This window comes from Micromonospora sp. ATCC 39149 (genome assembly GCF_000158815.1).
Taxonomy (GTDB): Bacteria; Actinomycetota; Actinomycetes; order Mycobacteriales; family Micromonosporaceae; genus Micromonospora.
Genome location: NZ_GG657738.1, coordinates 2,128,643 through 2,153,331, shown reverse-complemented (window position 1 = coordinate 2,153,331; position 24,689 = coordinate 2,128,643). Strand labels below are relative to the sequence as shown.

At 72.7% G+C, this 24,689-nt stretch carries 27 protein-coding genes; 12 read left to right on the top strand and 15 right to left on the bottom strand.

What is annotated here, in order from left to right:
- Window positions 1-138: 138 nt before the first annotated feature.
- Entirely contained in the window at window positions 139-1,377 is a 1,239-nt protein-coding gene (locus tag MCAG_RS08930) for an ROK family protein (protein ID WP_232290116.1), read from the bottom strand.
- Window positions 1,378-1,444: 67 nt separating this feature from the next.
- Here MCAG_RS08930 and xylA point away from each other — a divergent pair, with 67 nt between their 5' ends.
- Genes xylA through MCAG_RS08915 form a run of 3 tightly spaced genes read left to right on the top strand, consistent with a single transcriptional unit; the run spans window position 1,445 to window position 5,528 of the window.
- On the top strand, window positions 1,445-2,695 hold the full coding sequence (gene xylA, locus MCAG_RS08925) for a xylose isomerase (protein ID WP_007072638.1): 1,251 nt from the start codon (window positions 1,445-1,447) through the stop codon (window positions 2,693-2,695).
- A complete protein-coding gene (gene xylB, locus MCAG_RS08920) occupies window positions 2,644-4,086 on the top strand; it encodes a xylulokinase (RefSeq protein WP_007072637.1) in 1,443 nt (480 codons plus the stop codon). Before xylA ends, xylB begins: the two co-directional genes overlap by 52 nt.
- Window positions 4,083-5,528: an MFS transporter gene (locus tag MCAG_RS08915; RefSeq protein ID WP_083802418.1), complete on the top strand. Its 1,446-nt coding sequence runs from the start codon at window positions 4,083-4,085 to the stop codon at window positions 5,526-5,528. The genes xylB and MCAG_RS08915 overlap by 4 nt, the downstream gene beginning before the upstream one ends.
- A 55-nt stretch (window positions 5,529-5,583) precedes the next feature.
- Here MCAG_RS08915 and MCAG_RS08910 read toward each other — a convergent pair whose 3' ends face one another.
- From MCAG_RS08910 to MCAG_RS08890, 5 genes are all read right to left on the bottom strand, one after another.
- Window positions 5,584-7,260, bottom strand: coding sequence for a glycoside hydrolase family 13 protein (locus MCAG_RS08910; protein WP_007072635.1), 1,677 nt, complete (start codon window positions 7,258-7,260; stop codon window positions 5,584-5,586).
- Window positions 7,261-7,357: 97 nt separating this feature from the next.
- A complete protein-coding gene (locus tag MCAG_RS08905) occupies window positions 7,358-8,431 on the bottom strand; it encodes a LacI family DNA-binding transcriptional regulator (protein ID WP_007072634.1) in 1,074 nt (357 codons plus the stop codon).
- Between the two features lie 65 nt (window positions 8,432-8,496).
- Complete coding sequence (locus tag MCAG_RS08900; RefSeq protein ID WP_007072633.1) at window positions 8,497-9,462, bottom strand: carbohydrate ABC transporter permease; 966 nt, start codon at window positions 9,460-9,462, stop codon at window positions 8,497-8,499.
- Window position 9,463: 1 nt separating this feature from the next.
- The gene (locus MCAG_RS08895) at window positions 9,464-10,513 is read right to left on the bottom strand and encodes a carbohydrate ABC transporter permease (protein ID WP_007072632.1); all 1,050 of its coding nucleotides are present in this window, start codon (window positions 10,511-10,513) and stop codon (window positions 9,464-9,466) included.
- Between the two features lie 67 nt (window positions 10,514-10,580).
- Window positions 10,581-11,927: an ABC transporter substrate-binding protein gene (locus MCAG_RS08890; protein WP_007072631.1), complete on the bottom strand. Its 1,347-nt coding sequence runs from the start codon at window positions 11,925-11,927 to the stop codon at window positions 10,581-10,583.
- 262 nt (window positions 11,928-12,189) lie between these two features.
- On the opposite strand from MCAG_RS08890, the gene MCAG_RS08885 reads away from it, so the two are divergent.
- On the top strand, window positions 12,190-12,963 hold the full coding sequence (locus MCAG_RS08885) for a M23 family metallopeptidase (RefSeq protein ID WP_007072630.1): 774 nt from the start codon (window positions 12,190-12,192) through the stop codon (window positions 12,961-12,963).
- A 275-nt stretch (window positions 12,964-13,238) separates the two neighbouring features.
- On the opposite strand, the gene MCAG_RS33540 is transcribed toward MCAG_RS08885, so the two are convergent.
- The 4 genes from MCAG_RS33540 to MCAG_RS08870 are packed head-to-tail and all read right to left on the bottom strand — an operon-like array spanning window position 13,239 to window position 15,157.
- Entirely contained in the window at window positions 13,239-13,385 is a 147-nt protein-coding gene (locus tag MCAG_RS33540) for a GPGG-motif small membrane protein (RefSeq protein WP_165949678.1), read from the bottom strand.
- Window positions 13,376-14,149 (bottom strand): metallophosphoesterase, encoded by a 774-nt coding sequence (locus tag MCAG_RS08880; RefSeq protein WP_007072629.1) that lies wholly within the window; start codon window positions 14,147-14,149, stop codon window positions 13,376-13,378. The genes MCAG_RS33540 and MCAG_RS08880 overlap by 10 nt, the downstream gene beginning before the upstream one ends.
- A 13-nt stretch (window positions 14,150-14,162) precedes the next feature.
- Window positions 14,163-14,459 (bottom strand): hypothetical protein, encoded by a 297-nt coding sequence (locus tag MCAG_RS08875; RefSeq protein ID WP_007072628.1) that lies wholly within the window; start codon window positions 14,457-14,459, stop codon window positions 14,163-14,165.
- Window positions 14,456-15,157: a nucleotidyltransferase family protein gene (locus tag MCAG_RS08870; RefSeq protein WP_255348982.1), complete on the bottom strand. Its 702-nt coding sequence runs from the start codon at window positions 15,155-15,157 to the stop codon at window positions 14,456-14,458. The genes MCAG_RS08875 and MCAG_RS08870 overlap by 4 nt, the downstream gene beginning before the upstream one ends.
- A gap of 39 nt (window positions 15,158-15,196) precedes the next feature.
- On the opposite strand from MCAG_RS08870, the gene MCAG_RS08865 reads away from it, so the two are divergent.
- The 4 genes from MCAG_RS08865 (at window position 15,197) to MCAG_RS08850 (ending at window position 19,563) form a co-directional block, all read left to right on the top strand.
- A complete protein-coding gene (locus MCAG_RS08865; RefSeq protein WP_198141525.1) occupies window positions 15,197-15,955 on the top strand; it encodes a dTMP kinase in 759 nt (252 codons plus the stop codon).
- A 268-nt stretch (window positions 15,956-16,223) separates the two neighbouring features.
- On the top strand, window positions 16,224-17,138 hold the full coding sequence (locus MCAG_RS08860) for a MurR/RpiR family transcriptional regulator (protein ID WP_007072625.1): 915 nt from the start codon (window positions 16,224-16,226) through the stop codon (window positions 17,136-17,138).
- Window positions 17,135-18,088, top strand: a complete 954-nt coding sequence (murQ, locus tag MCAG_RS08855) for an N-acetylmuramic acid 6-phosphate etherase (RefSeq protein WP_050777914.1) — start codon at window positions 17,135-17,137, stop codon at window positions 18,086-18,088. The genes MCAG_RS08860 and murQ overlap by 4 nt, the downstream gene beginning before the upstream one ends.
- A 485-nt stretch (window positions 18,089-18,573) precedes the next feature.
- Window positions 18,574-19,563: an RNA polymerase sigma factor RpoD/SigA gene (locus MCAG_RS08850; RefSeq protein ID WP_198141524.1), complete on the top strand. Its 990-nt coding sequence runs from the start codon at window positions 18,574-18,576 to the stop codon at window positions 19,561-19,563.
- A gap of 75 nt (window positions 19,564-19,638) precedes the next feature.
- On the opposite strand, the gene MCAG_RS08845 is transcribed toward MCAG_RS08850, so the two are convergent.
- Window positions 19,639-20,622 carry an NlpC/P60 family protein gene (locus tag MCAG_RS08845; RefSeq protein WP_036372887.1) on the bottom strand — a complete coding sequence of 328 codons (984 nt, stop codon included), beginning with the start codon at window positions 20,620-20,622 and terminating at the stop codon, window positions 19,639-19,641.
- A 574-nt stretch (window positions 20,623-21,196) separates the two neighbouring features.
- Between MCAG_RS08845 and MCAG_RS08840 the strand changes: the two genes are divergently transcribed.
- Window positions 21,197-21,685, top strand: coding sequence for a DUF6232 family protein (locus MCAG_RS08840; protein ID WP_232290114.1), 489 nt, complete (start codon window positions 21,197-21,199; stop codon window positions 21,683-21,685).
- Between the two features lie 88 nt (window positions 21,686-21,773).
- Here the strand turns inward: MCAG_RS08840 and MCAG_RS08835 are convergent, their stop codons facing one another.
- Both MCAG_RS08835 and MCAG_RS08830 read right to left on the bottom strand, forming a co-directional pair.
- Entirely contained in the window at window positions 21,774-22,100 is a 327-nt protein-coding gene (locus MCAG_RS08835) for a DUF3817 domain-containing protein (RefSeq protein ID WP_007072620.1), read from the bottom strand.
- A gap of 49 nt (window positions 22,101-22,149) precedes the next feature.
- Window positions 22,150-22,581, bottom strand: coding sequence for a hypothetical protein (locus tag MCAG_RS08830; protein WP_007072619.1), 432 nt, complete (start codon window positions 22,579-22,581; stop codon window positions 22,150-22,152).
- A gap of 121 nt (window positions 22,582-22,702) precedes the next feature.
- On the opposite strand from MCAG_RS08830, the gene MCAG_RS08825 reads away from it, so the two are divergent.
- The 3 genes from MCAG_RS08825 (at window position 22,703) to MCAG_RS08815 (ending at window position 23,976) form a co-directional block, all read left to right on the top strand.
- A complete protein-coding gene (locus MCAG_RS08825; protein WP_007072618.1) occupies window positions 22,703-23,014 on the top strand; it encodes a DUF6158 family protein in 312 nt (103 codons plus the stop codon).
- Window positions 23,014-23,349, top strand: coding sequence for a hypothetical protein (locus tag MCAG_RS08820; protein ID WP_007072617.1), 336 nt, complete (start codon window positions 23,014-23,016; stop codon window positions 23,347-23,349). The genes MCAG_RS08825 and MCAG_RS08820 overlap by 1 nt, the downstream gene beginning before the upstream one ends.
- An 84-nt stretch (window positions 23,350-23,433) precedes the next feature.
- Window positions 23,434-23,976, top strand: a complete 543-nt coding sequence (locus tag MCAG_RS08815) for a DUF1360 domain-containing protein (protein ID WP_036372884.1) — start codon at window positions 23,434-23,436, stop codon at window positions 23,974-23,976.
- Window positions 23,977-24,126: 150 nt separating this feature from the next.
- On the opposite strand, the gene MCAG_RS08810 is transcribed toward MCAG_RS08815, so the two are convergent.
- Window positions 24,127-24,318: a hypothetical protein gene (locus MCAG_RS08810; protein ID WP_007072615.1), complete on the bottom strand. Its 192-nt coding sequence runs from the start codon at window positions 24,316-24,318 to the stop codon at window positions 24,127-24,129.
- Between the two features lie 93 nt (window positions 24,319-24,411).
- Window positions 24,412-24,666: a hypothetical protein gene (locus MCAG_RS08805; RefSeq protein ID WP_007072614.1), complete on the bottom strand. Its 255-nt coding sequence runs from the start codon at window positions 24,664-24,666 to the stop codon at window positions 24,412-24,414.
- Window positions 24,667-24,689 lie beyond the last annotated feature (23 nt).

The following is a 24,689-nucleotide window of genomic DNA, read 5'->3' as shown; positions in this document are numbered from 1 at the left end:
AGCGCGCGGCGGCGGCCTTCCGGGCCGGCCGCGGGTGCGCGCAGGCGCGGGGATGCTCGGCCGGTGCGGTGCCGCGGGTGGCCAGCAGCGGCTCCTGGCCCCCCGCCCCGGTGGACGCGTCCACCGGGCAGAGGGGGGTCAGCCGGGGCGGGTCAGCCAGCTGACCGGGTCGGCGACGATCCGCCGGACGACCGAGCCGGCCGCGCCGACCACGGCGGCCTCGGGGCCGAGCACCGCCGGGCGGACGGTGACCGGCGCCCAGCCGGCGGTGAGCACCCGCCGGGACACCTCGGCCAGCACGGCCGGCCGCAGCCAGGGCGTGAGCCGCGCGTAGCCGCCCCCGAGGACCACGGTGTCCAGGTCCAGCAGGTTCACCACGCTGGCAACGGCGACCCCGAGGGCCTGCCCCGCCTCGGCGAGGGCCGCCAGGGCGGCGGGATGTTCGGCGGCGGCGAGGTTGGCCAGCCGGGCGGCGGCGGTGTCCGCCGGCAGGTCCGCCCGGTCCAGCCCGGCGGCGGCGAGCACGGCCTCCTGGCCCGCGTACTGCTCCAGGCAACCCCTGCCGCCGCAGCGGCAGGGCCGCCCCTGCGGCTGGACGGGGATGTGCCCGATCTCGCCGCTCCAGCCCCGCACGCCCCGGAAGAGCGCGCCGTCGAGGACGATCCCGGCGCCGATGCCCACCTCGCCGGAGATGTGCAGGAAACTGGCCGGCCCGGCCGGGTCGGCGTGCAGCTCGCCGACGGCGGCCAGGTTGGCCTCGTTGTCGACGACCAGTGGCGGGACCCCGGGCACCGGCTTGACCAGCGGCGGGTGGCCGGCCAGCAGTTCGGGGACGGCGACGTCGCGCCAGCCGAGGTTCGGGGCGAGCCGGACCAGCCCGGCGTCGCAGACCAGCCCGGGGACGGCGAGGGCGACCCCGGCGAGGGTGAGGCCCTGCTGCTCGGCGTCGACCCGCGCGGCGGCGGCCAGCGCGACGAGCCGGGCGAGGGCGTCGGCAGGGGACACGGGACGCAGGTCGGCCCGGCGGACGGTGTGGTGCCGGACCCGGCCGGCCAGGTCGACCACGCAGGCGGAGAGGTAGTCGACGTTGATCTCCAGACCGAGCCCGGCGGGGCCGGACCCGGTCAGCACCAGCCCGCGTGCCGGCCGCCCGGCCCCGGTGCGCGGCGCCGGCTCCGACTCGGCGACCAGCCGGCCGGCGATGAGGTCGTCGACGACGGCCGAGACGGTGGCCCGGGTCAGGCCGGTCGAGGCCGCCACGTCGGCCCGGGACGGCGGGCGGTGCGCGGCGGCGATCCGGCCGAGCACCACGGCGAGGTTCAGCTCGCGCAGGCTGCCCTGGCGGACCGCCCCGGAGACAGGAGCGGGGCGGGTCACCCCTTGACACTGCCACACGCGCGCCAAATAATTCAACCACTGAACAAATAGCTACCGGAGGTCTGCCATGGCACCCCGTCCCACCCCCGCCGACAAGTTCTCCTTCGGCCTCTGGACGGTGGGCTGGCAGGCCCGTGACCCGTTCGGCGACGCCACCCGCCCCGAGCTGGACGCCGTCGAGGCGGTGCACAAGCTCGCCGAGTTGGGCGCGTACGGGATCACCTTCCACGACGACGACCTGATCCCGTTCGGCGCGGACGCCGCCGCCCGCGACGCCCAGCTCGCCCGGTTCCGCAAGGCCCTCGACGAGACCGGCCTGGTCGTCCCGATGGTCACCACCAACCTCTTCACCCACCCGGTGTTCAAGGACGGCGGCTTCACCAGCAACGACCGCGACGTGCGCCGGTACGCGCTGCGCAAGGTGCTGCGCAACGTCGACCTGGCCGCCGAGCTGGGCGCGAAGACGTTCGTCATGTGGGGCGGCCGGGAGGGCGCCGAGTACGACGTGGCCAAGGACATCCGCTCGGCGCTGGACCGCTACCGCGAGGCCGTCGACCTGCTCTGCCAGTACGTCGTCGACTCCGGCTACGACCTGCGCTTCGCCATCGAGCCGAAGCCGAACGAGCCGCGCGGCGACATCCTGCTGCCCACCGTCGGTCACGCGTTGGCGTTCATCTCCACCCTGGCCCGCCCGGAGATGGTGGGCCTCAACCCCGAGGTCGGCCACGAGCAGATGGCCGGGCTCAACTTCACCCACGGCATCGCCCAGGCGCTCTGGCAGGGCAAGCTGTTCCACATCGACCTCAACGGCCAGCGCGGCATCAAGTACGACCAGGACCTGGTCTTCGGCCACGGCGACCTGATGAACGCGTTCGCCCTGGTGGACCTGCTGGAGAACGGCGGCCCCGACGGCGGCCCCGCCTACGACGGCCCCCGGCACTTCGACTACAAGCCGTCGCGCACCGAGGACTTCACCGGCGTGTGGGCCTCGGCCGAGGCGAACATGCGCACCTACCTGCTGCTCAAGGAGCGGGCCGCAGCGTTCCGGGCCGACCCGGAGGTGGCCGAGGCCCTCGCGGCGAGCCGCGTCGGCGACCTGGCCGTGCCGACCGTCGCGCCCGGTGAGAGCTACGCCGACCTGCTCGCCGACCGCTCCGCCTTCGAGGAGTACGACGTCGATGCCGCGGCCGCGCGCGGCTTCCACTTCGTCCGGCTCAACCAGCTTGCCGTCGAGCACGTGCTCGGGCGCCCGCTGAGGCCGCCGCCATGCCTCTGGTCGCCGGGTTCGACTCGTCCACCCAGTCGTGCAAGCTGGTGATCCGCGACGCGGAGACCGGCGCGCTGGTCCGTTCCGGCCGGGCCGCCCACCCCGACGGCACCGAGGTCGACCCGGCGGCCTGGTGGGCGGCCCTGGAGGCCGCCGTGGCGCAGGCCGGCGGGCTGGCCGACGTCGCCGCCGTCTCCGTCGCCGGCCAGCAGCACGGCATGGTCTGCCTCGACGGCTCGGGCGAGGTGGTCCGGCCGGCCCTGCTGTGGAACGACACCCGGTCCGCCGGTGCCGCCGCCGACCTGATCGAGGAGGCCGGCGGCGGCGAGGTCGGCGGGCGGTTCTGGGCCGAGGCCGTCGGCGTCGTCCCGGTGGCCAGCTTCACCGCCACCAAGCTGCGCTGGCTGGCCCGGCACGAACCGGCCAACGCCGACCGGGTGGCCGCGGTCTGCCTGCCGCACGACTGGCTGACGTGGCGGCTGGCCGGCGCGCCCGGCCTGGACGCCCTGCGCACCGACCGCAGCGACGCCAGCGGCACCGGCTACTGGTCCCCGGCCACCGGCGAATACCGGTTCGACCTGCTGGAACGGGCCTTCGGGCGGCGGCTGGAGGTGCCCGTCGTGCTCGGGCCGACCCAGGCCGCCGGGGCCCTCGCCCCGGCGGCGCTCGCCGCCGACGGGGGAGCCGGCGGGGCGTTGCTCGGCCCGGGGGCCGGGGACAACGCCGCCGCCGCGTTCGGCGTCGGGGCCCGTCCCGGCGACGTGGTCGTCTCCATCGGCACCTCCGGCACCGTGTTCAGCGTCGCCGACGCGCCCACGGCGGACCCGAGCGGCACCGTCGCCGGGTTCGCCGACGTCACCGGTCGGTACCTTCCGCTGGTCTGCACGCTCAACGCGGCCCGGGTGCTCGACGCCGCCGCCACCCTGCTCGGGGTCGGCCTGGACGACCTGTCCGACCTTGCGCTGTCCGCCCCGCCCGGCGCGGACGGCCTGGTCATGGTTCCCTACCTGGAGGGGGAGCGGACCCCGAACCGGCCGTCGGCCACCGGCGCGGTGCACGGGCTCACCCTGCGCACCTCGACACCCGCGCACCTGGCCCGCGCGGCGGTCGAGGGGATGCTCTGCGCGCTCGCCGACGGCCTCGACGCGCTTACCGCGCAGGGCTGCCGGGCCGAGCGGGTGATCCTGGTCGGCGGTGGGGCCCGGTCGGCGGCGGTGCGCCGCATCGCGCCGCAGGTCTTCGGTCGCCCGGTGGTCGTGCCGCCGCCGGGGGAGTACGTCGCCGACGGGGCGGCCCGCCAGGCCGCCTGGCTGGCCCTGGGCGGCGACACCCCGCCCGCCTGGTCGCCGGCCGGCACCGAGGAGTACGAAGCCGACGGTGTCCCGGTCGTCCGCGACCGGTACGCGGCGGCCCGCGACCGGGTGCTCGACCGCCCGGCCTGACCCTCGGGCATGCTGGGCCGGTGACAGGTCGGTTGGCGGTGCGGCGGGGCTGGGGCGGCGGGGCGGCGCACCGAACGTACAGCGTCCTGGTGTTCGTGTTGCTCGCGTCCCTGGACAACGTGGCGATCGGTCTCGTCCCGCCGCTGTACGGCCCGATCGCCGGCTCGCTCGGGGCGTCCCAGCGGCTGCTCGGGCTGGTCACCGCGGTCAGTTTCCTGGTCAGCGCGGTTGCCGCCGTCGGCTGGGCGTACGTCGGTGACCGCACCGACCGCAAGCCGCTGCTGATGGTCGGCACCCTGGTCTGGGCCGCCGGCACCGGCGGCAGCGCGCTGGCCCAGAGCTACCCGGCGTTCCTGGCCGCCCAGCTCGTCGCGGCGGTCGGCCTCGGCGCGGTCGGTTCGGTCGGCTTCTCCGTGGTCACCGACCTGATCTCGCCGCGCCGCCGGGGCCTGGTGATGAGCTTCTGGGGGCTGTCCCAGGGCGTCGGTACCCTGGCCGGGACGCTGGTCGGCGGCCTGCTCGGGGCCACCGACTGGCGGCGGCCGTTCTGGCTGCTCACCGTGGTCGGGCTGGCGGCGACGGCGGCGTACCTGTTCACGTACGACATCCGGCGCGGGCAGAGCGAGCCGGAGCTGGCCGGCGCGCTGGCCGGCGGCGCGGAGTACGACTACCGGATCACCCGGGCCGACCTGCCGGGCATCCTGGCCCGGCGGACCAACCGCTGGCTGGTCCTGCAGGGGCTGACCGCCCAGGCCGCCTTCGGCTCGCTGGTCTGGCTGCCGGTGCTGTTCGCCCAGCGGGCCGAGGCCCAGGGCTACTCGGCGGCCACCGCCGTCGTCGTCGGCAGCGTCTTCGCCACCCTGTTCCAGCTCGGCGGGGTGCTCTCGATCGTCGGCGGCCTGGTCGGCGACGCCGTGCAGCGGCGTACCCCTCGGGGCAGGGCGCTGGTCGCGGCGGTGGGCATCCTCGCGGCCCTGCCGTTCTACCTGGTGCTGTTCTTCGTGCCGATCCGCATCGACGTGCCCGAGGGCGGCGGCACCGGCGCGGTGGCCGGCGCGGTGCTGGCCAGCGTCGTCACCGAGCCGACGGTCGGGCTGAGCCTGCTCACCGCCGTGCTCGCCCTGGCGCTGACCTCGGCGAACTCGCCGAACTGGTTCGCCCTGATCGCCGACGTCAACCCGCCCGAGCACCGGGGCACCGTGTACAGCCTCGGCAACCTGGTCAACGGGGTCGGCCGGGCCGCCGGCAACGGACTGGTCGGGTTGGCCTTCTACGGGCTGCGGGCGGCGTTCCCGCCGCCGCTGAACTACGCCGTCGGGCTGGCCGTGTTCCAGCTCTTCTTCGTGCCGACGGGGGTCATGTACTGGCTGGCCTCCCGTACGTCGCCCCGGGACGTCGCCGCCGTGCGCGACCTGCTGCACACCCGGGCGGAACGCTTGTAAGGAGGGGCCCCTTGTTAACGCCTGGGGTAGAGAAGGGGCCCCCTCTCACCCACCGTCAGGCGGTGCGGAACCAGACGGTGAGGTCCTGCCCGACCGTGCCGTCGTCGGGCAGTGGGGCACTGGCGTGCAGCAACTCCGCCCCGGCCGGCAGGGGCACCGGCGCCTGGCCGAAGTTCGTCAGCACCGTGACGTCGCCGTTGCGGAAGCTCAGCACCTCGTCGCCGGAGGAGAGCCAGTACAGGGTGCCCCGGCCGAGCCCGTGCTCGCGGCGCAGCCGCAGCGCGGTCCGGTACAGCTCGTACGTCGAGCCGGGCACCCCGCGCTGCCGGTCGAGGGCGTACTCGGCCCACAGCGGGGGCTGGGGCAGCCAGCTGGCGTCGGTCGGCCCGAACCCGTACGACGGCGCGTCGGCCTCCCACGGGATCGGCACCCGGCAGCCGTCCCGGCCGCGCTCGGTGTGCCCGCTGCGCTCCCAGGTCGGGTCCTGCCGCACCTCGTCGGGGAGCGTCATGTGCTCCGGCAGGCCCAGCTCCTCGCCCTGGTAGAGGTAGGCCGAGCCGGGCAGGGCCAGCATCAGCAGGGTGGCCGCCCGGGCCCGCCGCAGGCCCAGCGCGGCGTCCGGCTGGGGGTCGCCGATGCCGATGCCGTTCGGGCGGGGGGTGCCGACGGGCAGGCCCAGCCGGGAGGCGTGCCGGACCACGTCGTGATTGGACAGCACCCAGGTCGTGGGCGCGCCGACGGCGTCGGTGGCCTCCAGCGATCGGGTGATCACCGCGTACTGGGCGGGGGCGGTCCAGGACGCCTGGAGGTACTCGAAGTTGAACGCCTGGTGCATCTCGTCGGGCCGCACGTAGCGGGCCAGCCGCTCGGCCGGCTCCACCCAGGCCTCGGCGACCAGGATCCGCTGGCCGTCGTAGGTGTCGAGCAGGCTGCGCCAGTCCCGGTATACCTCGTGGACGCCGTCCTGGTCCCACATCGGCGGGCGCGGCTTGTCGACCTCGCTGCCGGAGAGGATCTCCTGCGGCTCCTGCCAGTTCGCCAGGTCGGCCTGCTTGATCAGGCCGTGCGCCACGTCCACCCGGAAGCCGTCGACGCCCCGGTCCAGCCAGAACCGCAGCACGCCCAGGAACTCGGCGCGGACCTCCTGGTTGTCCCAGTTCAGGTCGGGCTGCCCGGTGTCGAACAGGTGCAGGTACCACTGGCCGGGGCGGCCGTCGGGATCGGTGACCCGGGTCCACGCCGGGCCGCCGAAGACGCTGGTCCAGTCGTTCGGCGGCTGGTCGCCGCCGGGCCCGAGGCCGTCGCGGAAGACGTACCGGGCGCGCTCGGGGCTGTCCGGTGCGGCGGCGAGGGCCGCGACGAACCAGCGGTGCGCCGACGACGTGTGGTTGGGCACCAGGTCGACGATGACCCGCAGCCCCCGGGCGTGTGCCTCGGTGATCAGCCGGTCGGCGTCGGGGAGCCGCCCGAAGAGCGGGTCCACGTCGCGGTAGTCCGCCACGTCGTACCCGGCGTCGGCCTGCGGCGACGGGTAGAACGGCGACAGCCAGACGGCGTCCACGCCCAGCTCGACGAAGTGGTCGAGCCGGGCGGTGATGCCCGGCAGGTCCCCGATGCCGTCGCCGTTCGAGTCGGCGAACGAGCGCGGGTAGATCTGGTAGATCACGGCCTCGGTCCACCAGGCGGTGGCGGGGCCGGCGGACTGTTCCTGGGGGGTCGCGTCGGTGTTCAGAGCCTTCTCCCGTGTGTCGAAGCCGTCCCGGTCCTGTTTCCCAGCCGGCACTCGGACGAATCCGTCTGGTCTGACCGGGGCGGGCGAACGGATTTGTTCAGTCTGCCCGGGGCGGGGCGGTCGAGTCCCGTACCACGAGCCGGGTGGGCAGGATCACGGGCGCGGCGGACGGCTCGGCGGGGCCGGTGCCGCGCGGGCGGGGGACGATCTGCCCGCCCAGCGGGGGGAGGTCCCGCCCGCCGAGCGGGTCGAGCAGGATGCGGGCGGCGAGGCGGCCCTGTTCCGTCGCAGGCTGGGCGATCGTGCTCAGCCCGAGCACCCGGGACAGGTCGTGGTCGTCGATGCCGATGACGCTGACGTCCTGCGGGACCCGTAGTCCGGCGTCACGCACCGCGCTCATCGCGCCCATGGCCATCTCGTCGCACGCGGCGAAGATGGCCGTCGGTGGCTCGCCCCGGGCGAGCAGCTCGGCGGTGGCCTGCTCGCCGCCGTCGATGGAAAACTGCGACTCGACGTCCAGGCTCGGGTCGGGTTCGATGCCCGCGGACCGCAGCGCCTCCCGGTAGCCCCGGCGTCGGTCCAGGTGGGTGGTGAAGGCCAGCTCGTCGTCCGGGTCGCCGGAGATGTGCGCGATCCGGCGGTGGCCCAGGTCGAGCAGGTGCCGGGTGGCGGTCCGCGCGGCGGCCACGTCGTCGATGCGTACGCAGGGCCAGCCGGGCACCCCGCTGCCGGAGCTGATGGTCACGCCGGGCAGGTCCAGCACGGTGAGCGCGGCCAGTTCGGCCCGGCGCAGCGGGGTGGCGACCAGCATCACGGCGTCCACCCGCTTGTGCAGGTTGGCGGTGCGCAGCACCCGCTGGCGGGTGTGTTCCCGGCCGCCGAGGTTGTACAGCAGCAGGTCGTAGCCGGACTCGTGCAGGGTTTCCTCGACGGCCTCGACCACGGTGGCGAAGAACCAGCGGGTGATCCGGGGCACGATCACCGCCACGGTGGCGGTCCGTCCACCGGCCAGCCGTGACGCGCTCGGCGAGACCGCGTACTGGAGTTGCTCGGCGGCGGCGAGGACGCGGTGGCGGGTGGCGGCGGAGACGGTCGGCAGGCCACGCAGGGCCCGCGAGACGGTGGCGGTGGAGACCCCGGCCAGGCGGGCGACATCATCGATCTTGGTCATGTTCACCCCGCTCCGGCACCCGGACCGCCGCCGCCCGGGGACGCGGGCGGCGGCGGTCGCGAGCGTCAGCCCTTGACGCTGCCGGCGAGCAGGCCGCGCACGAAGTACCGCTGGAGCGACAGGAACACGACCAGCGGTACGACGATCGAGACGAACGCGCCGGCGGTCAGCCGCTGCCACTCGTTGCCCCGGCTGCCGGCCATCTCGGCCAGCCGGACCGTGAGCGGGGCGGTCTCGTTGCCGCCTCCGGCGAAGATCAGCGCGACCAGCAGGTCGTTCCAGACCCAGAGGAACTGGAAGATGCCGAAGGCCGCGATGGCCGGGGTGATCAGCGGCAGGACGATGGTGCGGAAGATCTTGGGGTGGGTGGCCCCGTCGACCCGGGCCGCCTCCATCAGGTCCTTGGGTAGCTGCGAGATGAAGTTGTGCAGCAGGAAGACGGCGAACGGGAGCGCGAAGCAGGTGTGCGCGAACCACACCTGGGCGAACTTCTGCTCGTCGACCAGGTCCCAGGCGGGCATCAGGGGCACCCCGCCGAGGCTGACCCCGGTGGAGAAGAACTTCAGCAGCGGCACCAGGGCCATCTGGAGCGGGACGATCTGCAGCGCGAAGATCGCGATGTAGACCCAGTCCCGGCCCCGGAAGTTGATCCACGCCAGCGCGTACGCCGCGAGCGACGCGAACGCGAGCGGGAACAGCACCGACGGAATGGTGATCGCCAGGGAGTTGATGAAGTAGCTGGCCAACTGTCCCGAGGACGAGGAGCGGCCGAACAGCACCTCCTGGTAGTTCTCCAGGGTGAACTGCGGGTCGCCGAAGAACGTCCACCAGCCGGTGGTCTTGATCTGGTTCTCCGGCCGGAACGAGGAGACGAGCAGGCCGAAGGTGGGGATCGTCCACAGCACCGCGATGACGATCGAGGCCAGGGTCGCGGTGCGGCTGTTCAGCCGCTTGCGCACCCGCCCGGCGGCGGTGGAGGTCTTCCCGGTGGCCTGGGCCCCCGCGGGAAGCGTGGGCGTCGTGGTGGTCATCTCAGCCCTCCCGCTGCTGACGCAGGTTGCGGATCTGGTAGATCACGAGTGGGATCACCAGGACGAACAGGAAGACCGCCAGCGCCGAGCCCTGCCCGTTCTCGCCGTACCGGAACGCCTGGTTGTACATCTCGTTCGCGATGACGCTGGTGTCGTAGTTGCCGTTGGTCCCGGTCCGGACGATGTCGAAGACCTTCAGCGTGGCGATCGACAACGTCACCACCACGACGACCAGCGCGGGCCGGATGCTCGGCATGGTGATCTGCCAGAACATCTGCCACGGGCTGACCCCGTCCAGCCGGGCGGCCTCGACGATGTCGGCCGGGATGGCCTTGATCGCGGCGGAGAGCACCACCATGGCGAAGCCGGCCTGGATCCACACCATGATCACGATCAGCAGCAGGGTGTTCAGCGGCGAGTCCAGCAGCCACTGCCTCGGCTCGCCGCCGAGGCTGACCACGATCTGGTTGAGCAGGCCGATCTGCTCCTGCCCGTCGCCCCGGTAGGCGTAGACGAACTTCCAGATGATCGCCGCGCCGACGAACGAGATCGCCATCGGCATGAAGATCAGCGACTTGGCCACCGACTCGAACCGGGCCTTGTCCACCAGGACCGAGTAGATCAGGCCGAACGCCGTGGCCACCAGTGGCACCAGCAGCACCCAGATGAGCGTGTTGATCAGCACCCGGACGATCGAGTCGTCGGAGAACATCCAGGTGTAGTTGCGCAGGCCCACCCAGTTCCGGCTGCCGCCGTCCATGAACGACAGCAGCGTGGTGCGGATGGCCGGGACGACCAGGCCGACGAGGAGCAGCAGCACCGCCGGCAGCAGGAAGAAGAACGCGAACATCCCCTCCTGCGGCTTGCGGTGCCGGGGCAGCGGAGCCCCGCTCGCCGAAGCGGCGACCAGCTGTGCCTCGCGGCGTCGGGCGAACCAGGACGGCACGGCGTCGAGGAGCAGCAGTAGGCCCCCGACGACCACGACGAACGCGATCAGCCCGTACATCAGCATGAGGAGCTTCGGCTGCTCTGCGGCGAAGTCGAACTCCATCAACCCTCCCTCGGGTTCGGATCAGGCGGTGGTCCGGCCCGCGTGCGGGCCGGACCACCGACTCAGATCACTTCGGCCAGCTGCTCTCGATGCCCTGGAGCACCGTGGCGGTGTCCTTGCCGTTGACCCACTCGACCATGCCCTTCCAGAAGGTCCCGGCGCCGACCGCGGCCGGCATCAGGTCGGAACCGTCGAACCGGAAGACGGTCTTCTGGTCCTGCAGGATCTGCACGGAGAGCTTGTCGACCGGGTTCGGCACGTTCGCCGGGTCGAGCTTGTTGTTCGCAGACACCCAGTCGCCGATCTTGGCGCGGCTGTTGGCGTACTCGCCGGAGGCCAGGTAGGTCTGCACGGCCTGGACCTCGGGACGGTCGGCGAAGGCCGCGACGAACTCGCCGCCGCCCAGCACCGGCTTGCCCTTGGCCGGGTCGATCGCCGGGAAGTAGAACGCGAAGACGTCGCCGTCCTCGGCCACCTTGGTGCCCGGCGGCCACTGGTTGGCGTAGAAGGACGCCTGGCGGTGCAGGGCGCACTTGCCGGTGGTGATCGGCGTGCCCGCCTCCTGGAAGGAGGTGGTGGCGATGCTCTTCACGCCGCCGAAGCCGCCGTTGACGTACTTCTCGTTCTTGAGGATGGTGCCGGCCTTGTCGAGGGCCTCGGCGACCTTCGGGTCGTTGAACGGGATGCCGTGGGTGGTCCACTGGTCGTAGACCTCCGGACCGGCGGTCCGGAGCATGACGTCCTCGATCCAGTCGGTGGCCGGCCAACCGGTGGCGTCACCGGACTCGATGCCGGCGCACCACGGCTTGGTGCCGCTCGCCGCGACCTTGTCGCTCAGGGCGATGAGCTCGTCCCAGGTGGTGGGGACGGTCCAGCCCTTCTCCTTGAACGTCTTCGGCGAGTACCAGACGAAGGACTTGACGTTCGAGCCGAGCGGGGCGCCGTAGAACTGACCGTTCACGGTGCTGTACTTCAGCCAGTCGGCCGAGTAGTTCTGCTCGGCCATCGCCTTGGTGTCGGCACTGACCGGCTTGAGCTTGCCCGCGTCGACGAACCGCTTGAGCAGACCCGGCTGCGGGATGAAGGCGAGGTCGGGCGCGTTGCCGCCGTCGACCCGGACACCGAGCTGGGCCTCGAACTCGCCGCTGCCCTCGTGGTCGATGTCGATGCCCGTGCAGTCCTCGAACTGCTTCCAGGACTCGTCGAGGCGGTCGGCCTCGATGTCCCGGATCGACGAGTAGATCGTGACCTTCTTGCCGTCGTTGCCCTGGTACTTCTCGTACGCGGCACACTCTGCGGAGTCCGCCTTGTCGCTGCTCTTGTCGTCGCCGGTGCCACAGGCAGTGACGCTGAGCGCCAGCCCCAGTACGCCGGCGACCGCGAGAGCCTGGCGTGGTCTGGCAAAGACCGCCATGCCGTTCTCCTTCCTTGCCGGCGCGGTCGTGCTCAATTCCGCGCCGGTCCGATGGGCGTCACCACATGTAAGCGCTTGCATTCAAGTGCGTCCACCCCAGGTCGGACACGGACGAGTAACAATCCCGAAACCAGCTCACCCCTACTGGGCGCGCTCCCATCGACAGGGGTGTTCGGGTCGCCAACCACCCCCTTTCGGCGGCTGCAAGATTCTGTCACGCTGAGAGCAATCGATCGAAGAATATCGACATCGGAGGTGCTGGATGCGTAAGCGATTGTTCAGCCTCGCGGCGGTCGGCGTGCTGATCGCGGCGGCCCTGGTGCCGGCGAACCCGGCCCTGGCCGCCCCGACCTTCAAGGTCCCGTTCCCCTGCGGCCAGTCCTGGTCCGGTCAGACCCGCTCCGACCACAGCCCGGCGTACGCCATCGACTTCAACCGGACCGACGACCAGGGCGACCCGGTGGTGGCCAGCGCGCCCGGCACGGTCGACCGGGTGACCGATCTCGGCGACACCAGCTACGGCAAGTACGTCCGGATCGACCACGGCGGCGGCTACAGCACCTACTACGCCCACCTCAACGGCTTCAACGTCTCGGTCGGTCAGAGCGTCGGCTATGGCAAGGTGATCGGCTGGGTGGGCAGCACCGGCGGCTCCACCGGCCCGCACCTGCACTACGAGCAGCGGCTCAACGGCAACGACATCCAGGTCCGCTTCAACGGGGCGTTGGCGCTGTACTGGGGTACCAAGACCTACACCAGCGACAACAACTGCTCGTCGAGCACCGGCTCCGGCACGGTCAACACCAGCGGCACCGCGCTGACCGTGCGCTCCGGCCCGGGCACCGGGTACTCCTCGGTCGGCACGGTCGCGGACGGGACGAAGGTGACGATCTACTGCCAGACCAGCGGCACCACGGTCACCGGCACGTACGGCACCAGCTCGATCTGGGACCGCATCGGCAGCGGCCGGTACATCGCCGACGCGTACGTGTACACCGGCCACGACGGTTACATCCCGAACGTCCCGCGCTGCTGACCGGCGCTCGTAGGCCGAAGGCCGGCCGCCGCCATACCAGCCAGCCGGCGATCGGAATCAGCGCTCAGAGCAGCTCCAGACCGGGCCGGCGACCCGGTCGTCCGCCGGAGGTTGTCCGAAATCGTCATGTGACGCAGGTGCCCGGCGGCCGGCGCCGGGCAACCCGCCCGGGTGGCAGAACGCTGGGGTCGTCCTGCCCGATGGCTCCTGTCTGGGAGGACGAAGCTCCGGTCACGACGACCCCAGCGGGTCGGTGGTGGTTACGAGGTCAGGCATCAATTGTTGAAGATGCTGACCCCACCCGGGCCGACCAACAGGCCGACCACGATGAGGACGATGCCCCACAGGATCTGCCGGCGGAACAGCGCGAGAATACCGGCGACCACGAGTACGACTGCGAGAATCCAGAGAATCAGCTCCATGGTTGCTGAGTACCCGAGTGACCGATCCGGGAAACCTGCCCGGCGTCCAGATGATCTCCGAGGTGGAAGATGCTGTACGCCTGCTTGATCACCGGGTGGGCCACGTTGCGGACCCGCACCCCGCCCGGGGTGGTGCCCCGCTCGCTGCCGGCGTGGGCGTGCCCGTGCAGGGCCAGCGCGGTCGGTGCCGAGTCGATGGCCTGCCCGAGCTGGTACGACCCGAGGAACGGGTAGATCTCCAGCGGCTCGCCGGCCAGGGTGTCCGGCACGGGGGAGTAGTGGGTCAGCGCCACCAGCAGGTCGCAGTCGAGCCCTCGCAGGGCCGCGCCCAGCGCGTCCGCGCTCTCGTTCGTGGTCCGGACGAACGCCTTCATCTCCGGCTCGCCGAAGTCGCTGGCGCACCGGCCGGCGAAGCCGCCGCCGAAGCCCTTCACCCCGGCCACGCCGAGCCGCCCGGTGGGGAACTCCAGCACGATCCCCTCGCCCTCCAGCACCCGAATGCCGGCCTCCTCCAGCACCTTGACCACCTGCGGCACCTGGTCGCACTGGTGGTCGTGGTTGCCGAGCACCGTCACCACCGGCACCCCCAGCCCGCCGAACTCCCGCGCCACGCAGCGCGCCTCGGCCTCGGTGCCGTGCCGGGTCAGGTCGCCCGCGAGCAGCAGCACGTCGGCGCAGTCGGGCAGTTCGTCCAGGGCGGGCCGGAATCGGCCCACCACGTCTTCGTCCAGGTGCACGTCGCCCACCGCGGCGATCCGGATCACCTTTCGACCTCCCTCATGGCAACTGTTCGACTTCGGTGGGCGCCTGCGTGCGGATCACCCCGATGTCGCTGGTGACCGGCACGTCGGGGAAACGCTCGGCCACCCGGCGCAGGATCTCCTCGCGCCGGTGCGGGCTCTCCACCTCGCCGTAGAGGACCAGGCCGCGCTCCCGGCGGACCACGGTGATCCCCTGCTCGGCGACGGCCGGATCCTCGGCCAGCAGCCGGTGGATCTCGGCCTCCACGTACTCGTCGGGGCGGCCGGCGGTGACGGCGGGGGTCCCGGCGGCCCTGTCACGGTGCTCGCTCACGCGGTCTCCTTCTCCCTGGTGGCGCCGGCGTACGGCACCACGTCCAACCGGTCGAGCAGCACCAGGAACGCCTCGGCGTACGGCGAGTGCTGCGTCTCCTTGCGTACCCGTTCCCAGTCGATCTGTTCGCGCAGGGACCGGGCCAGCGGCAGCGCCCGGGCGAAGTCGCAGTAGTGCTGGGAGAAGCTCAGCAGCTTGTGCACCATGAGCTGGGACGCGGACAGCACCGGCATGTGGATCGCATCGACCGGGCGGTCGATCGTGTCGGCGAACGTCTCGTCGGTGACGGGAGTCTCGATCGGGCGGTGGATCAGGTCCACCATCCGGCCGTCGTCGTAGACCTTCACCAGCCAGTCCTCGGGCGGGCGCTCGGCGTCGAAACCCGCCGCGACGAGCGCCGCCAGCGCCCGGTCCACGTCTTCACCCCGGATGAGGAAGTCGACGTCGTGCTCGCTGGAGTGCCCGCCGTGGGCGTACACCGCGAAGCTGCCGCCGAGGGCGAACGGGATTTCGGACTGTTTGAGCACGGCGGCGACCTTCTTCAACGTGTGTACCAGGGTCTCGTCCCCGCGCTCGGCCATGTGGCCCTCCCGTCGGTCGTGGTCGTGGACAGGCGGATTCGATTTGCGTACCCGGCATTCCGGTCGGCCACACCTGAGCGTCGCCCCTCGGGGTGCGAACCAGGTGATAAGGGGCAAAGTTTCGGAGGTGAGCGCGGGTCCGATAGTCTGGGGAAGGTGGCCAGATCACTGCGGGACCAGCGGGGCGGGGCCCGACTGCGCGCCGTCGCCCTGATCGGCATCGACGGCTCGGGCAAGACGACGCAGGCCCACTACCTCGCGGAGGCGCTCACCGCCGCCGGTCGCCCAGCGACGTACCATCGCAACGCCGGTGGCCGCCGCTGGCTCGGCCGGATCGCCCAGCGGCTCGGCCGCCCGGACGCCGAGCGGCTGGTCGGCCGGAGCGGACTGCTCGCCGTGGAGTCCGTGCTGCGCTGGCTGGCGATCGCGGTGGCGCTGGTGAGCTGCCTCGTCACCGGCCGGACGGCCGTCATGGACCGCTACTCGGCGTGCCAGTACGCCAGCATCCGGGCGCACGGCGGGCAGCGCTGGGAGCGGCTGGCCCGCGCCGGGTACCGGATCTTCCCGCCGCCACAGGTCACCTTCCTGCTCGCGGTGGACCCGGCAGAGGCGTACCGGCGGATCGAGCGGCGCGGCACCGATCACGAGACGATGGGCTGGCTGAGCGCCGCCGACACGGCGTACCGCACGCTGCCCGAGTTCCCCAGCTTCGTCGTCGTCGACGCCGGCAGCCCGCCCGAGGAGGTGTCCCGGCAGATCCGGGCCCACCTGGCCGCGTGGCTGCCGGCCGGGGGGACCGTGGGCGCCGAGGCGACCGTGCCGGCCGAGGCGGCGACCGCGCCCGGGACGGACCCCGCCGCCGACGACGCGGACCTGGGGCCGGGGCTGCTCGTGGCGGGTCCGACCCTGCCGTAGGCCGGGCCCGCCCACGCCGGCGACGGGCCCGGCCCGTCGCCGGCGCCGGGCACCGGTGGTACGGGCTCCCGAGGGCCAGGAGGTTCTGTCGAAGGGGCCGGACGGCGGGCCCCAACCCCGTACGGCGTGGGGGCCGGGCCCTGCGGGGGAGGTGCCGAGCGCTGCGGAAATGGCACTCTTGCCGCAACACTCATGAACGTCCGGAGTACTTTTCCCGATCCGTGGAGACACGGTTGACGCTTGCGCTCCGTGAAAGTAAGTTTCATCCGTGGTGAAGAGTCCGAAGATTTCCGCGAGTCACGAGCCGGGTGGGCTGATCGTCCACATCAGCGGCCTGCTTCCCTCGCTGTCGCCCGCCGAGCAGCGGGTGGCCCGGTTGGTGGTCTCCGACCCGGCGGACGCTGCCCGGCGCACCATCACGGACCTCGCCACCGCCGCCGAGACATCCGAGGCGACCGTCATCCGGTTCTGCCGCTCGGTCGGCATGGACGGCTATCCGCAGCTGCGGATCCGACTCGCCGCCGAGGCCGCCCGCCGGGTCGAGCCACCGGACGCCCGGGTGGTCGGCGGCGACATCCCGCCCGGCGCGGACCTGGCTCAGATCATCGCCACCATCGCGTTCAACGACGCGCGGGCCGTCGAGGAGACGGCCGAGCAGCTCGACCCGGCCGTCTGCGAGCAGGTCGTCGAGGCGATCGTCGGCGCCGGTCGGATCGAGGTCTACGGCGCGGGAGCCAGCGGCTTCGTCGCCTCGGACTTCCAGCAGAAGCTGCACCGCATCGGCCGCATGGCGTTCTACTTCCCGGACGTGCACACCGCCCTCACCTCGGCCGCGCTGCTCGGCAAGGGCGACATCGCCGTGGGCATCTCGCACAGCGGCACCACGTCCGACGTGATCGAGGTGCTGGAGCAGGCCCGGTCCCGGGGCGCCGGCACGGTGGCACTGACCAACTTCCCCCGCTCGCCGATCACCGACGTCGCCGACTTCGTGCTGACCACGGCGGCCCGGGAGACCACGTACCGCTCGGGCGCGATGGCCAGCCGGCTGGCCCAGCTCACCGTGATCGACTGTCTCTTCGTCGGCGTGGCCGCCCGCAACCGCGCGCGCGCCCGCAGGGCGCTGGAGGTCACCGCCGACGCTGTGCGGGCCCGCCGGGTCGGCCCCGGCCGGAGGCGGGGATGACGGCCGGGCGCGTCGAGCCCGGCGAGGTCGCGGCGGTCCCCGCCCGCCCGGTGATCCGGGTCGGCGCGCCCACCGAGCGGCGCAACCCGCTCAGCGTCGACCTCGACCTGATGTCCACCCGGGAGGTGCTCACCGTCATCAACGAGGCGGACCGGCGGGTGCCGGCCGCCGTCGCGGCGGTTCTCGACGAGATCGCGGTCACCGTCGACCTCGCGGTCGCCGCGCTGTGCGGCGGGCACCGGGTGCACTACTTCGGCGCGGGGACCTCCGGTCGCCTCGGGGTGCTGGACGCCGCCGAGCTGGCCCCCACCTTCAACTCGCCCCGGCACTGGTTCTGCGCCCACCTGGCCGGCGGCCGGGACGCGATGTGGCGGGCCGTGGAGGACGCCGAGGACGACCACCGGGGCGGGGCGGCCGAGGCCGCCGACTGCGTCGGCGCGGGCGACCTCGTCGTCGGGCTGGCCGCCAGCGGGCGCACCCCGTACGTTCTCGGGGCGCTCGCCGCGTCCCGGGCCCAGGGGGCCTCGACCGTGCTGCTCTGCGCCAACCCGGAGGCCGAGGCCGCCGGGGCGGTGGACGTCTTCATCGGGGTGGACACCGGCCCCGAGGTGGTGACCGGGTCGACCCGGATGAAGGCGGGCACGGCACAGAAGCTGGTGCTCAACACGTTCTCCACGGCCGTCATGGTGCGGCTGGGCCGGGTCTATTCGAACCTCATGATCGACATGGTGGCGACCAACGCCAAGCTGCGCGGCCGGATGATCTCGATCCTGATGGAGGCCACCGGCTGCGCCGAGGAGGGCTGCCGGCGGGCCCTGCGCGAGGCCGACGGCGACCTCAAGACCGCCCTGGTGTCGCTCGTCTCCGGCGCCGAGGTCCCCGCCGCCCGGGCCGCCCTGGCCCGCGCCGACGACCAGGTCCGGGGCGCACTCGACCTGCTCGCCTCCTGAGCGTCGCGGCACCTCACCCGGGCGAGCGCCGACGCCGCGTGCCGCCACGGGCGGCGGCGCGGCCGGTGACGATGGTCACCTCTGGCCCGCAGTGGGACTTACCACACGGCTCGGATTGTTCAACCGGGGCGAGGGTATTCCGCATCCGTGAATGAACCGACCGGTCCGCCAGCGCGTATCAGCCCGTGACCAGGATCGCAGCGCGGCGGTGACGCGGGTCGCTGTGCGCCCCGGGGTGGCGATGGTGCCATGCCTACGGGTGGACACGTTCCGTCGATCCGCCGACCCGTCCGTGACGCCAACGGCGAGCCACTTTCGGGGTGCTGACAGCAAACATGGACCGGGCTCTCAGCTACTACTCAGGCATTCGTGACACTTTCGACTCACGACATGGAATCCCCGACGCGTCTCAACTGTTGTGCAGGTGTCAGGTCAGCGCCGGAGGGCACAGCGGAAGTTACGGGGGAGGGCTGATGGACGTGGGGATGGCAAGGAACCGGGCGACCGGCGCGAGCGAGGGGACCGTGGGCAACGTGGACAAGAACATCGGCATGCGAACCGACGAGGTGGCCGAGGAGCGCGACCTGGTCGGAGTCTACCTTCACGAGATCTCCCGGACGCCACTGCTGGACGCCGCCACCGAGGTCGACCTCTCCAAGTCGATCGAGGCTGGGCTGTACGCCGAGCACCTGCTCGAGACGGACCGCGTTCCCGCCGGTGTCGACCGGGACGACCTGGAGCGGGTGGCCGCCGAGGGGGAGCGGGCGAAGGATCTCTTCATCCGCGCCAACCTGCGGCTGGTCGTCTCCATCGCCCGGCGCTACGTGCGCTCGGGCATGCCCATGCTCGACCTGATCCAGGAGGGCAACACCGGCCTGGTCCGGGCGGTCGAGAAGTTCGACTACGAGCGCGGGTTCAAGTTCTCCACCTACGCGACCTGGTGGATCCGCCAGGCGATCAGCCGGGCGATCGCCCAGCAGGAGCGCACCGTGCGGCTGCCGGTGCACCTGGTGGAGGACGTCAACCGGATGCGCAACGCGGCCCGGCAGCTCACCCGTGAACTGGGCAGCGACCCGGAGCCGGAGCAGATCGCGGCGGCACTCGGCGTCACCGTCGAGCGGGTCAACGAGCTGGTCCGCTGGTCGCAGGACACCGTGTCGCTGGACACGCCGGTCGGCGACGACGGCGACACCAACCTCGGCGACCTGGTGGCCGACAGCGACGCCCCGTCGCCGGAGGACATCGTCCTCACCGGCCTGGAGCGGCAGCGCATCGAGGGTCTGCTCAACCACCTCGACGACCGGTCGGCTGGCATCATGCGGGCCCGCTACGGCCTTGAGGACGGGCGGGAGCACTCGCTGACCGAGGTCGCGTCGCGGTTCTCGCTGTCGCGGGAGCGGATCCGGCAGCTGGAGATCCAGGCCCTGGGGCGGCTGCGCGAGCTGGCCCGGGCCGAGGGGCTACAGGCCGCCTGAGCTGGTAGCAATGACGGCGAACGGCCGGCGTCCGATAGGGGGGCGCCGGCCGTTCGCCGTCGTGTCGCGAGACGGTCAGCGGACCCGGCCGTACCCGTAGGGCCTCATCAGGTCGACGTCCCGCTTCTCCACGTTGCGGCCGAACGTCGGCGCGTGGATCACCTGGCCGCTGCCGACGTAGATGGCCACGTGGCCCAGGTTGCTGTAGAAGACGAGGTCGCCCGGGCGCAGCTCGCTGCGGCTGATGTGGCTGACCACGCCCCACTGCATCCTCGTGTTGTGCGGCAACGACTTGCCGGCCGCCCGCCAGGCGGCGGAGGTGAGGCCGGAGCAGTCGTATCCGTCGGGGCCGTCGGCGGCCCAGACGTAGGGCTTGCCGAGGGCGCCGTACGCGTACCGGACCGCCGTGCCGGCCCGGCCCGAGACGGCCGGGGCCTTCTCGCCGGACTTCGCGCCCGAGCGCGCCTTCGGCGTGGACGGCTCGGTGGCCCGCCCGTACGCCTGCCGGCGCATCTCGTACAGCTCGGCCAGGTCCTTCTCGATCCGCTTACGACCGGCGGCGAGCTGCTTGGCCTGCGCGCCCTGCTTCGTCAGCGTGGCGTCCAGCCGCCTCTTCTGGTCGAGCAGCAGGCGCTGGTTCTCGGTGTAGCTGGCGATCCGCTGCTGGCGCTGCCGGCTGAGCTGGTCGAGGGTGTCGAGCCGGTCCAGCAGGTTGCTCGGCCCGCCCGGGCTCAGCAGCGCGTTGGCGGTGTCCAGCCGGCCCGACTTGTACGCGGTGACGGCGATCGAGCCGACGTCGGCCCGGCTCTGCGCGGTCTGCGCCTCCAGCGGGCCGATCCGCGCGGCGAGCTTCGCCGCGGCGGCCTTGTTCGCCTTGATGTCCTCGGTCAGCTTGTTGTAGGACTCGACGACCCGTTCCAGCTCGGTCGAGGACTTCTCAATCCGCCGCGTCAGCTCGGCGGGGGTCGGCTCGGCCCGAGCCACCGACGCCGGGGCGATCAGTACGGCCGCGAGGCCGGCCGTCACCAGTGCGCGCAGCGAATTCCTGAGGGACGACAAGAGCGGAGGGCTCCTCTCCCACTGGCCGTCGCGACCTTGCGGACGCCGCGACGGCACCGGCCCGGGGCTGTCCGGGTGGACGGCGGTCGACCGGTCCGGCCCGCTCAACCTATCGCGGGACGGAAGTTGCCCGCAGTTGAAGCAGGGGCGAAAGTGTCGAAACGGTCGGATGGGTCACGAGAGTTGGTCACGTATGGTGATGGCGATAGCGCGATCGGTTGGACCGATTCGCTCCCAGGGGTGCTTTCGCGTGGTAGGCCGGTTTCGTCGTTCTGGACGGATGTCGCCGAGGGTTCCGGCGCGATGTCACGACATGCCGGACTCGTCGGTCTCTAGCTGGCGCGGCACGGCCACCGGGCCGGGAGAACACGCCGGAAAAGGGCGCTCCGGGCTGGCCTTGCGGTAACAGAATGGTGCCGAAGCCGGGAATCCCGCTGCCTGTTTATCGGTGTTACGGGAACCGCGCCCGGCGCCTCAGCCGTGGGAGACAGCCGTGACCCGAGAAGGCACCGCGACCCGGAATGGCACCGCGACCCGAGAAGGTTCCTCGACCCGCCCGCGCCGGTCACCCAGGGTGACCCCCGCGGCCCCCGTCCTGCTCTACGCCCGACCCGGCATCGTCGTCACGGCGGACCGGTTCACCGTCGGCCGCACCACCTGGGAAATCGCCGACCTGACCCACCTGCACGCCACCCGGGGCCCGCACGACCGGCTCGCCACCCGGGCCGTGGCGGTGACCGCTCTCATGATCACCGGGGTGGGGCTGCTGCTCGGCTTCACCGGCGGGCTGCAACGGCTCACCGCCGGGGCGTACCTGGCGTTCGGCGCGGTCGCCCTGCTGCCGGTGCTGCTCGCCGTGGCCGGCGACCGCTGGCGCCCGCCACCGTACGAGCTGTGGGGCTGGCACCGGGGCGCGCAGGTACTGCTGTTCAGCAGCGACGACGAGCGACAGTTCGGCCAGGTCAGCCGCGCCGTGCGCCGGGCCCGCGAGGGCGTGCGCCACGGCGGCTGGGGTCCGGCCCCGGCCGCCGCCGAGCAGCCGTTCTGGCACCCCGACCGTTGACCCTGGGCGACGGGGCTCGGCCGGACACCGGCTCCGGGGCTCGGCCGGACACCGGCTCCGGGGCTCGGCCGGCGACCCGCTCCGGGGCTCAGCCGGCGACCGGCTCCACGGCCGGGGTGGCCTCCGGGGCGAGCCAGCCGCTGACCCGCCGCTCGGCGTAGAAGGACACGAACGGGACGGTACCGGCGAGCATCACCAGCAGCATCCGCTTCAGGGGCCAGTCCGCCCGGCGGGACAGGTCGAACGTCGCCGCCAGGTAGAGCATGTAGAGCCAACCGTGCGCGGTGCCGACGACCGCCACCACGGTCGGCTCGTCGAATCCGTACTTCAGGGGCATGCCGACCAGAACCAGCACGACCAGCGCCACGCCCACGATCCAGGCGATCACCCGGTACCGGGTAAGGGCTCCGCCCACCTTGTCCGTCCTTCCGAACCGGCCTGCGCCGGGTAGTCGCGAATCGGCCTCAGCCGGGGTAGTCACCGGGCCGGGCGCCCGGATTGGCGTTCAACCATGCCAGGTAGCGGTTGTAGGCGACCAGGTCGTCGTCCTCCGCGCCGTCGACCGGCACCGGCGCCCGGGACACCCGCACGGGTCGGCGTACCCCCGTGGGGTTGACGGACGGCGGGGCCGGCACGCCCGCCCCTACCCGGTCGGCCGGGGTCGGCTCCGCCGGCTCGCCGCCGGGCGCGGACCGCAGGGCGTGCCGCAGCTCACGCCACCAGACGAAGAGCACGAACGCCGCGAAGATCGGCCACTCGACCGCGTACCCCCAGCTCAGCGCGTTGCCCTCGGCGGCCCGGTTGATCTGCCACCAGCCCAGCCCGAGGAAGCCGACGACCAGCACGACCATGGCCACGTGGCGGGCGATCCACGCCGGTGTCCAGAGCCGTTTCATGGCATCGAGGGTACCGGGCGGCGGGGCGCTCTCCGACGCGGCGTCGTAGTTCGGAGGGTTTGCCCGGGGCCGGGGTGGGCATCCATCTAGACGCCAGCCCAGCCGAGACGAGGGGGCGACGATGACCGAGTCACTACGGCGGACCACCGGCCCGATGGACGTTAGCCCGGAACAGCGGATGCCCGAATGGGACGGGGACCACTTCCGGGACCTGTCCACCGACGGCGAGCCCGGGATCGACCCCGCGGAGCTCGCCGACGACGACCTGATCCGCGAGATGCACAGCCTGCACCGTACCCGGCTCGACACGCTGCGGCACGCGTCGGACTCGGCGCTCGCCAACCACCTGCGCCGCACGGCCGAGCTGGAGACCGAGTACCTGGCCCGGCACCCCGGGCGGGAGATCGACCCCGCCCGGCTGCGGGACGAGTGATGGCCGCACGCGCGGAGCGCGGCATGTCCGCGCCGCCCGAGGTGGTGTTCAACACGGCGACCGACCCGGACCGCGTCGCCGCCTGGCTGCCGGAGCCACTGCGGGCCGACGGCGACAACCGTCCCGAGGTCGACGCGGGGGACCTGCGGGCGCGGTGGCACAGCGACTCCGCGCCCGGCTGGTCGGCCGAGATCCGGGTCGAGTCGGCCGACGCCGGGGGTGCCCGGGTGCTCCTCGACCTCGCCGGTGCCGCCGGCGGGGCGAAACCCGGGCTCGCCGACGAGGCCCTGGCCAACCTCGCCCGCGAGGTGGCCGACAACCTGACCGCCGGCTGAGCGGCGGGCCCCTGTGGCGCACGGACCTTCAGGCGTACGGACCCTCGGGCCGAGCCGCGCCGGGCAGACGATGAGGAGATCGGGTTGAGCGAGAGCCGCCTGAAGCAGAAGGTGGCGCGGCTGCGCCAGGCGTACGCGCCGCACGAGCACCGCCCGCTGGGCGGCTACCTCGCCGCGATGGGCACGTACGCGGGCGTGACCGCCACGATCGCCGGCCTGGTCCGGGTGACAGGCCGGCCCGTGCCGGAGCGGCCCGCCACCGCCGACGTGGTGCTGCTCGCCGTCGCCACCCACAAGCTCAGCCGGCTGCTGTCCAAAGACGCGGTCACCAGCCCGCTGCGCGCCCCGTTCACCCGCTACGACCACCCGATCGGCAGCGGCGAGGTGATGGAGCAGGTCCGGGACACGGGCAGCCCCACCCGGCACGCCATCGGCGAGCTGCTGAGCTGCCCGTTCTGCCTGGCCGTCTGGGTGGCGACCGGGCTCACCGGCGGCCTGGTCCTGGCGCCCCGGCTGACCCGGCTGGTGGCCACCGCCCTGACCGCCGTCGCGGCCTCCGACTTCCTCCAGATGGGCTACGCCCTGGCCCAGCGGGCGGCCGACGGCCGTCACCACCACAAGAACTGACCATCCGGTACGCCACAGGGACTGACCATCCGGTACGCCGGAGGGGAGGCAGCTGCCGGCCCCTCCCCTCGTCCTGCGTCTACCGCCGGGTACGTCCCGCGTCGTCGCCTGTGCCGCCGCCGCGTGCGCTTCGCGCCGTCGTCCCCGGCGTCAGCGCTGCATGCCGGACCAGCCGTGCGGCGACTCCGGTTCGCGCTCGCCCTCGTCGGTGATCACGTCCGCGTCGACTGCCGTGCGGTCGTGCTCGTTGGCGAAGTCCGGCTCGGGCGTGGTGTCCGGGCCCTCCGGCGGTCGGCCGAGCGCCTCGATGTGCTCGTGGTGCTGCTCCTGGCGGGCGGTCATCTCGCTCCCCTCCGTGGCTCTCGATGGCCGGTGCGGGCCGGGGTTGGTGCGGCTGCGGGTGGCGCTGCGGGGTTGGGGCCGTGCGAGCCGGTGTCAGGGCACCGATCCGCCCAGCAGGTCGGCTGCCTCGTCCACCGCGTACTCCCCCTCGGGGAGGGCGCCGATCCGGGTGAGCAGCACCGCGGGAAGTTCGGCGGCGACGGCCCGGCGGTAGATGTCCGCCTGGCTGATCCGCTCCTGGCCGCGGTAGATGTCGTCGAGCAGCTCGTCGAGGGGCCGGGTGTCCAGCTCCTCGACGGGCCCGGCGTCGCTCACCGGGGCGGCCGTGACGGGCGCTTCGTCGGTCACGACGATCAGCTACCCGAGGCGGA